Annotated in this window: 11 protein-coding genes and 1 pseudogene; 6 read left to right on the forward strand and 6 right to left on the reverse strand. The window is 36.9% G+C overall.

All coding sequences use genetic code 11. The features are described from left to right. Positions 1 to 141: 141 nt before the first annotated feature. From EG2_RS14960 to EG2_RS14970, 3 genes are all read left to right on the forward strand, one after another. Positions 142 to 1,641, forward strand: coding sequence for a primase C-terminal domain-containing protein (locus EG2_RS14960; protein WP_060815256.1), 1,500 nt, complete (start codon positions 142 to 144; stop codon positions 1,639 to 1,641). Positions 1,642 to 1,777: 136 nt separating this feature from the next. Beyond that, on the forward strand, positions 1,778 to 2,065 hold the full coding sequence (locus EG2_RS14965) for a PrgN protein (RefSeq protein ID WP_012481689.1): 288 nt from the start codon (positions 1,778 to 1,780) through the stop codon (positions 2,063 to 2,065). Between the two features lie 3 nt (positions 2,066 to 2,068). Continuing rightward, positions 2,069 to 2,383 carry a hypothetical protein gene (locus EG2_RS14970; RefSeq protein WP_060815257.1) on the forward strand — a complete coding sequence of 105 codons (315 nt, stop codon included), beginning with the start codon at positions 2,069 to 2,071 and terminating at the stop codon, positions 2,381 to 2,383. Positions 2,384 to 2,424: 41 nt separating this feature from the next. Here the strand turns inward: EG2_RS14970 and EG2_RS19775 are convergent, their stop codons facing one another. Continuing rightward, positions 2,425 to 2,880: a hypothetical protein gene (locus tag EG2_RS19775; RefSeq protein ID WP_228766604.1), complete on the reverse strand. Its 456-nt coding sequence runs from the start codon at positions 2,878 to 2,880 to the stop codon at positions 2,425 to 2,427. A gap of 606 nt (positions 2,881 to 3,486) precedes the next feature. Here EG2_RS19775 and EG2_RS14980 point away from each other — a divergent pair. Continuing rightward, a pseudogene (locus EG2_RS14980) lies at positions 3,487 to 3,828 on the forward strand (DNA topoisomerase); the annotation flags it as partial. 459 nt (positions 3,829 to 4,287) lie between these two features. Here the strand turns inward: EG2_RS14980 and EG2_RS14985 are convergent. After that, positions 4,288 to 4,968, reverse strand: coding sequence for an IS6 family transposase (locus tag EG2_RS14985; RefSeq protein ID WP_060815259.1), 681 nt, complete (start codon positions 4,966 to 4,968; stop codon positions 4,288 to 4,290). Between the two features lie 541 nt (positions 4,969 to 5,509). On the opposite strand from EG2_RS14985, the gene EG2_RS18940 reads away from it, so the two are divergent. Beyond that, entirely contained in the window at positions 5,510 to 5,605 is a 96-nt protein-coding gene (locus tag EG2_RS18940) for a type I toxin-antitoxin system Fst family toxin (protein ID WP_115241677.1), read from the forward strand. 125 nt (positions 5,606 to 5,730) lie between these two features. Here the strand turns inward: EG2_RS18940 and EG2_RS14990 are convergent, their stop codons facing one another. The 4 genes from EG2_RS14990 to bacA all read right to left on the reverse strand — a co-directional run bounded on the left by EG2_RS14990 (position 5,731) and on the right by bacA (position 8,244). Continuing rightward, positions 5,731 to 5,967, reverse strand: a complete 237-nt coding sequence (locus tag EG2_RS14990) for a hypothetical protein (protein ID WP_071870200.1) — start codon at positions 5,965 to 5,967, stop codon at positions 5,731 to 5,733. A 102-nt stretch (positions 5,968 to 6,069) separates the two neighbouring features. Further along, complete coding sequence (locus EG2_RS19780) at positions 6,070 to 6,846, reverse strand: rolling circle replication-associated protein (RefSeq protein WP_256597075.1); 777 nt, start codon at positions 6,844 to 6,846, stop codon at positions 6,070 to 6,072. Next, on the reverse strand, positions 6,788 to 7,195 hold the full coding sequence (locus EG2_RS19785) for a hypothetical protein (protein ID WP_255210090.1): 408 nt from the start codon (positions 7,193 to 7,195) through the stop codon (positions 6,788 to 6,790). The genes EG2_RS19780 and EG2_RS19785 overlap by 59 nt, the downstream gene beginning before the upstream one ends. A gap of 626 nt (positions 7,196 to 7,821) precedes the next feature. Next, complete coding sequence (gene bacA / locus EG2_RS15005; RefSeq protein WP_071870202.1) at positions 7,822 to 8,244, reverse strand: bacteriocin 51 precursor BacA; 423 nt, start codon at positions 8,242 to 8,244, stop codon at positions 7,822 to 7,824. A gap of 145 nt (positions 8,245 to 8,389) precedes the next feature. Here bacA and EG2_RS15010 point away from each other — a divergent pair, with 145 nt between their 5' ends. Further along, positions 8,390 to 8,605, forward strand: coding sequence for a hypothetical protein (locus EG2_RS15010; RefSeq protein ID WP_060815263.1), 216 nt, complete (start codon positions 8,390 to 8,392; stop codon positions 8,603 to 8,605). The last annotated feature ends 39 nt before the right edge of the window (positions 8,606 to 8,644 follow it).

Raw genomic sequence — 8,644 nt, forward strand, 5'->3', positions numbered from 1 at the left:
ACTTATTCTACCATTTTTTGACGAGCAACTCAATATATACACGCTTATTTTGTCATTCATTTAAGACTTCTAAGCTATTGGGAGAACACAAATCTTTAAGATTATTTGTGTTCTCTTTTAGTTTGGGAAGGAATAACAGTCATGGCAGCTTCTTTGGATGTCGTATATTCGACAGTATTACAAAATGGTATCCGTAAGTTTAAATATAAAAACAGCCACTTAAAACCGGTCTCTTTTAGTGATCAGTCGGGTAAGGGGGCTATTTTTGCTTACCGTTCAAAGGAACACATGATCGAGGGTATTGGACTAGTGATCACTTCAGAAGAAGGGGTGATCGAAAACAATAATCGATTCACTCATTGGACGCCAAATGTATTTCGCTATGGAACGTATGCTGATGAAGCCAGAATGTTTACAAAAGGTCATTCTGAGGACAATTTGCGTCAAATCAATACTTTCTTTGTTGATTTTGACACATTGGATCCAAACTTTGACTATGGAGAAATTATCTTGGCCAGTCACGAGATCGGCTTTATGCCGACAATGATTCTACGTACACCGCATGGATTTCAAGCTTTCTATGTACTAGACAAGCCTGCATACGTGACGAAGAAATCAAATTTCAAAGTGATCAATGTGGCCAAAATGATCTCAAAAAATCTAAGAAACAAATTTTCAAATGATTATCGGTTTCCTGTTGATGTAAATGCCAATCATTTTGGGATCACACGAATGCCTTCTGAAGAGAATGTTTTATTCTTTGAACCACAGTATCGTTATAGTTTCGAAGAATGGATCGACTGGTCAATGAGAGAAGATGCGGACAAAAAAGCGGAGATCAAGAACGTTTTTGTATTACCATCTACTCAAGAATTTCGTCAAGTCGATGAACCATGGTTCCAGCTGTTGCTAAAAAGTCAAAAAATACAAGGTGAAAAGGGCGTATATGGTCGAAATAATGTCATATTCACCTTGTCTTTGGCATACTTTTCGTCAGGATACGAAGTAGAAGCATGTGAATTGACGATGTTAGAATTCAATGACCGCTTGGCTAACCCTTTATCTGATCGAGAATTAACCAGAATCATTCGTTCCGCTTACTCCGGAAAATATCAAGCAGCGCACAGAGAAAAAGTTGTCCTATTATGCCAAGAGTGGGTCGATGCCAATCTTTCTGAAGAGCAGCTATTCAATAAAAAACGGGGTTGGTGGAAATTCAAGAAAGAAAGAGCTGTTCGCAAGTATTCACATAGTTATGAATGGGCAGAAGATCTACTGTCCTATTTGAATGAGCAATCCTATGAAGAACAACCATACATTATTTCTACAAAAAAAGAGTTAACTGAACGTTTAAAGATCCCAAAACGTTCCCTGGACAAAGTACTGAAGAAGTTAAGAGAAGAGAACAAAATTCATATTCGTGTTCGTGCTGGTCGTAATGGAGGTATTATGCTAGCTTCGACACATGGATTGATGCGCTCCGTTATCCGGCTAAAAAAAGAAAGCCAGGGGGCTTATTTCGCTGCGATCTCAGAAGCTTTTGGAAGAGAATACACGTTTGTCCAGACAGCACTGAAACGCTTGATAGAACCCAATAAGATCGGCGTGCAAACAGATCTGTTCATGATTGATACAGGTTGAAATTAAAAGATGCAAATTGCCTATTACATTATATCTATGATACGTCCCTTCTTTTTCTCCGCTTTGCTTGCTGGTCTTAAGAAAGAGTAGTATTATTATCGCAAACGTAATAATATGGGGGGAGGTCTTTCTGACTATGAGTATCAATACCTTTGTATATCCCTACCCGATCAATGTATTTATTATTTCGCGGTTAGGTATGACAGTAGAACAATTTTGTGAGTTGCATGGATATAAGCAGAGTACAGTAGCAAGCTGGGTAACAAGAAACCGTACTGTAAAGACGTTGCCTTGTGATTTTTTGTATTGTTTAAGCCTTTCTTCAGGCTGGTCAATGGATGATGTTTATCGTCATTTATTGGTGTTGGAGGAGAGGTTTTTAAAGAGTATTGATCCAAAAAAGAAGAAAGAACAGGTGGATTGATTGATGACTGAGGAGGAGTTATCTGTTCTTAATAGAATCAAAGAATGGTCTGTTCTTTTGAAGATTTATTATGGTATTCTGTTCTTTTCATTTGTTACAGTAGGCTTAGTTTCTCTTTTGTTGACTCTTTTATCGATATGGACGAATATGATGCTATTTTTGTATTTACTTTTACTGTTTTTCTTAGGATTAGGGGGAGTAGGTACTGCCATTCTTGATGATTATAAGTGGTCATTGTTTAGTGGAATTTGTAGGAGAATGAAAAAAAGTGCAACTGTTGAGTCTTATGAATGCTGGAAGAAGGAAATGAATGTGTAGAGGTATACAAAAGAGCCTAGCAATAGATACTAGGCTTTTTCCTATGGCTTTAAAATGTATACAGGTGGAATATGAATGTTGTTTGGACGATCATCGTTTCTGTCAGATAAACGTTGGAAAGCGCCGTGTAGACCTTCTACCAAATGGCTGGATGGCAATAAATTGTGCCAATTTGTTACGATTTGATTTAATTTATTTAATCGATTCTGTTTTTCATTAAGTTGATCATCCATGTAAATATTTAGTACGTTTGTTAGGTATTGTGCCCACATTTTTAATTCGATAGAGTCCACATGGTCTGCTACGAAAGCTAGTTTTTCCAATATGAGTTTTGATTCTTCAAAGTACCCTAAGTCCATTAAGCAGTCAGATAAGTTTCCCAAGCAGATAGGGTAATATTTCTTGTAAAAATGGTTGAATGAGTCCATGACATTGAAGTCAACAGCAAGTAGTTTTTGACTAACTATTTGCAGCTGGTCAATAGATAATGGGGTCATAAAGTCTGCGAAAAATTGGAAATCATAAGAAGTCGGGTACGTGGCTTCTTATGATTTGATTTATAAGAGCCAGGGCTTTAGTGATATCGATTTTAGGAATTTGAGTAGTGTCATTTGATAAAAATTTCTCAAGCAGCATTCTTAAATGGATTAGTGTCAAATTATTGTTTTCGTTTCTAAAACATCCTTGTATAGCAAGATAGCTTGTTGAACATCATGATGTTCAACAAGGTTGTAACGTTTTTTTGAGTGTTGTTGTCTTCGGATATCGAATTCAAACAATCACTACTTATCACTAACAAGTCAATTATCAGATTGAACAGAAAAGTGGATTGACAGCTGAAGCAGTTGAAGAGCTCAAAGATTACTCAAATAAACAATTTCAAGGCTAGAGAACAAAAGCAAGAACAAACAATAGCTTTACAAAGAGAAGAAGAAAAATAAAGGAGAGTGAGCTATGAATTTTCTACAAAATAATTTCCAAACTTTAAGGTGCAGCTGCAGGAGATATTCAAGGAAGAATTTCCGGAGCATTAACAACAGTTCAATCCGTATTGACAGGTATACAAGATCGTCAAAAAGCATTTAGATGAAGCGGAAACAATCGTGATTGCGACCGACAGCGACCGAGAAGGTGAAGCAATCGCCCGTTTGATTATCAACATTTCGGGAAATAGCCGGAAAACCATTAAACGTTTATGGATCAACTCGCTTGAAACTAGCGAAATCAAAAAAGGATTTCAAAATCTGAAGGACGGACAGGCGTTTTATTCCACTTACAAAGAAGCAGAAACCCGACAAATCGCTGATTGGCTGGTAGGAATCAATCTCACCCGTCTTTACACGCTTTATATGCAGAAAAACGGCATGAGAGGCGTGTTTAGCGTTGGACGCGTCCAAACCCCGACTTTGTTCTTGATTTACCAACGCAACGAAGAAATCAAACATGCATTGGCACTTAAACTCTTATTACTGGAGTTAAATTCATATGATTTTTAATCTGCAAAAAAGTTTATAGCACCGTCGCTTATACCAGAAAATATAACAAACGCCGCATTGTTTTTTGTGCACTTTAATAATCTATTCAACTAAGGAATTAAGCTGGCTGTCAAGAGAGTAATATCGTATTGAATCTCAGGTGGAAATTTTCTGCGGTATTTTTTTTGACTGAAATGACATTAGTGTTTTTTGGGGATTGTGTATGTAAGTATTTTTTAAAATCATTTTAACAAGTTTTGGACAAAAATTCTCATGAAAAAACAGAATTTAAATAGCATGATAAATTAGAGAAGATAGTTTAATGTGCTTATAGGAACACCCCACTTTTACAGTCACAATCAATAACCTTGCTACGGTTCTGTTGCAAAGTTCCAAAATGAACAATACTAGTCTAACACTAGCTATAGTTTATGTAGGTATTCCTAATAATATCTTCATTTCCGTGCAGACTGAAAACCCGAAGAGAGTGCCTTTTTTTCGGTTCTTCTTATATAATCCTCGAATGGCTTCCATGCCTTTAATCGTGGTTGAGGCTGTTCGTAAGCTTCGATAAAATTTGTTTCGTCTCTTGATGGGACGATGATCTTGTTCAATGAGGTTATTTAGATATTTCACCGTGCGATGTTCTGTTCGCTGGTAAAACCCGTATGCCTGTAATTTTTTGAAGGAACTGGCAATAGAGGGAGCTTTATCGGTCACCAGAACCCTTGGTTCATCGAACTGTTTAACTAATCTCTTGAGAAAGGCGTAAGCTGCTTGTGTATCTCGCTTTTTCCGTAACCATATATCCAGAGTGAGACCATCTGCATCAATGGCGCGATAAAGATAATGCCATTTTCCTTTGATTTTAATATAGGTCTCGTCCATTTTCCACGAATAAATGGACTGTTTGTTTTTCCTCTTCCAAATGTTGTAAAGTAGTTTCCCATATTCCTGTACCCAACGATAGACAGTGGTGTGAGACACGTTAATACCACGGTTGTACAGAATTTCTTGGACGTCACGATAACTCAGGTTGTACCGAAGATAGTAGCCTACAGCGACAATAATCACATCTTTCTGAAATTGTTTGCCTTTAAAATGGTTCATCTTCGTTACTCCTCCTAGTTCCTATTAAACTCAGTTTACCCTATAATGGATCTGAGGGGAAACTTTGCAACAGAACCGATAAACAGACAATTCTCCATAGATTAATCTTTGTACTCCTTGGGAGAGTAAGGATACAGCCGACGGTAAAAAGGTTTAAAAAGAGGTTTAAAAGAGATTATAAAAGAGGGGGCCAAAATTTCCCGCCTAAAAAATTACTTCTTTTTTCTCCAAACAGGTTCGCGAATTTTACTAAACTGGAAAACTAGCTCCCTATGGTCGCTAAAAAGGTATGATCGTTTCACTCTCACATTTTACTTGCAGCAGTCGCTCTGCTCCTTCGCTAAAACCAAAACTCATTGTTCAAAAAATCCTCTGTGAGGCTCTAGGAGCTCGTCTAAGCCGTTTTAAGACACTCTTAAGTCCAAAATCCTTATCTTGTTCTCAAAGCGCCTTACAGGCGGTCAGGGCAAGCCCTAACAACCCGAAAGCAAATATGATATACTCAAATCCGGCAACTTGCCCCTGACTGGGGGTGTTATTCATGAAAGATCTTATCTCATTGGTTATCGCACCAATTTTTGTTGGACTAGTTATTGAACTGGTTTCTCACTGGTTAGACGAGAAAGACGATAACTAAGCAAGTTGTCTCTAACCCACACGTTCGTAGTCGCAACGAACGTAAAAAAAGCCAACCCTACTCGCAATAGGGTTGGCTTTCGTGTTATTCATATAGACCTTATCTCACTTCGCACCTTTATTATATCATAATTTATCCGCAGGATTCAAGCGCTTTGCCTGTTTTTGTGCTTGATAGTCAATAAACGACTGAATCGCTGAACGATAATGTTTATTCGCTAACACTGGTTCCCACGATCGTTTATGTTTGCTGGCACATAAAAAGGCTTCAAAGCTGGTGATTTGCTTGGCTTCCACCAAATCAATCATTTCTGCCAAACAGTCCATATCTCTTATTTTTTCTTTCTCCCGAGTATAAAACAAACAAGAATAATCCTAATTCGCAAATTTTGGTACCTTAGAGGAGTTTTAAGTTGATTTAGGTATAAAACTATTCTAGAAGATTAAAACAACTTAGAACGACAATTAGGCCTGTTTCCTGACGTATCTTCTTGTGAGCTGATCGATTTCTTGTTTATGGGTCAAATAATACCGCCGTTCTTCCCAGTAATGGGCTTTCTTCGCCCATTTTCCCCCTCGTTGCTTCAATGTTTCAATCCGTTCCTCACAAAACCGGATTTGGTACAGGAGACTTTTTGGATTATTTACCTGCGCATGGTAGGTTTCTTTAATGATAATGTTGATAATTTTTCCGTTCTCATCTGTTATTTTAATTGCTGTGCGACTGGTGAGATTTTCCGGACGCAACCCATAGCCCCCCAGCTCTTTTGGTCGAGAAATTTGGCTGTAGGAACTGTTTACACGCTCTGGATAAATGATTCCTTTGGATTTGCTGAAAATATTCATGCCAAGCGGATAATAGCGCATACGGCCGCCTTTAATTACTCGTTTTTCAGGGTTCGTTTTGGTTTGAAAAATGCCTTTCACCCCAGGTCCTTTGACGGAAAAGTCATATTTCACTTCCGGTTCGAGATCTTCTTCCAGGGCAATATCTGTTAAGTATGCACATACATATGCCCCTAAATCGTCAATTTTCTTTGCTCGCTGAATGTTCACAAATCCTTGCTTCCATAAGGATTTGAGCACGTCATTTTCTATGTAAATGCTTTTTTGTTTTGGAAATTTCAGTAACATGTGATAATGCCAAGCGCCACGCTCTTGCGGCTCTTTTATAGCTATGTATTCAAAGGTTCCTTTGGCTTCCCCATAGGTTTTCTGACAAAAATAGGTCAACCGCTGCATGAATTGTTTGAAATCTTTGGCAACGATTTTCAGATCTTGTTCGTTTTTTTGCGTACGTTAAGGTAATCCAGAGTTCATTTCGTTTTCCGGAAAAATTGTTATTTATTAAATACCGTAATTTTTTGAAGGTTTGGCGGAGGGAATTGAGATTTTCTCCGCGATTCTCTGAATGATTAAAATCACAAATTTCTCCCGTTTTTCGATTAATATATTGGTCTTTGGAAATTTTTCGAATAAAGGGGTCGTGATTTTCTTTTGCGATATATTGTACTTCATGGATCTCGCCCATCTCTGTGATTGTCACAGGCGCTGTTGACGGGATCCAGCGATCGGTCTTTTCAATTATCAATGGTCGACACTCCTTTTGAGAGTAGATTTTGCTAATCGTTTGCCAATGGAACGTTCTTGCTCATAGAGGGCTTGTTATGCCCCCTACGTTATTTTCGTCTAATGTTTAACCTGAGTCAAGTTAATAGATAGTCCATCGATAGGGAGTGGGCACATGCCTTGCTTAAGCTCACTCGTCTGGCTCTGTCTGGCTACGCCAGCCAAGCCGAGCGAGCGCAAGCGCGGACAATGTGCTCACTCCCAAAATGTAGCCATTTTATCTGGCTTTGTTAGTATAATTATAGCAAAAAAAGTGCGATAGAAGCTATTCCTATGCTATAATGTGGCTTACATAAATTCATAAAATTGACCTCAAAACAGAAAGACTCTAAAACAGTGGAAAAAATCATTGTTTTAGAGTCTTTTTGTTGTTTCTTCTTGTGAGTTCTAAATTCTTATAGTCTTTCACTTGGGTTTATTTTTTTATCTATCGATTTTAAGACATAGGAGATTAGTAGGACAGGCAAAATAAAATAATAGATTTTTGTAAAGGAAATTATATTTAGAGTTCCAAGAATCATTAAAGATACTATTAAAACTAGATAGAAACTAATTGTTCGAGGATATTTTTTTACTAGAATTTTTATTCTATTTATAGACATATTTGAAATTAGAGTAGTAAGTATCACTCGTAGCTTGGCCAAAATGTGCGTCATAAGTTAATTCAACTCCCTTATTTTGTTTTGCTGCTTCAACAAAAATAGACATAGCATCATTTGCAGACGAAAAGGCCATTGCTGCTACACCTAGATTAAAATCAGTAAGTCCAAGAAAATTAACAATGGCGCTCAACGTGCTTAATTCTTCATTTTGTTTGGCCATGGCTTTTGTTTTTTCAGGAGTGACATACGAAGTAATTCTATAAGTATCATAACCAGCCGGTCCATCAATTTTTACACTTTCCGCATGTACATGAACATAACCTAAAATAGGTGTCGGACCAAATGCAGCTGCACCAATCAATATTCCCAAAAACAGAACTGTGACAACAGAAAACACTTTCTTTTTCATCAACTTCAATGTCCTTTCCTAATAGATTATAATTAAATGCTATCAAGAATGCGTTTTCTTTGTCAAAAGAAATGATCGTTCATTTTTTATGTTAATATAAATTAAGTTTATTACATAGAAATAGAATATGAAAAGAGGTGAAAAAATGGAGATATTTTGGGAATCTTTTAAAGATAAAAAGCTTCTTCTTTTTTTATTGTTTTTAGGTTTTCTTTTATTTTTATTTATAATATTTACTGGAACAAAAATTATAAATAAAAATAAATTAGGTGGAGCTCTTCTTCTTTTTTTAGGAAGTATATTCAGTTTGCTAATGCTTTTTTTGTTATATGCTGTTTTTATGTTGGGTATCAATTTCTAAACTAAGAAAAAGACACCTGTAAATTTACAGGTGTCTTTT

This window comes from Enterococcus gallinarum NBRC 100675 (assembly GCF_001544275.1).
Classification (GTDB): Bacteria; Bacillota; Bacilli; order Lactobacillales; family Enterococcaceae; genus Enterococcus_D; species Enterococcus_D gallinarum.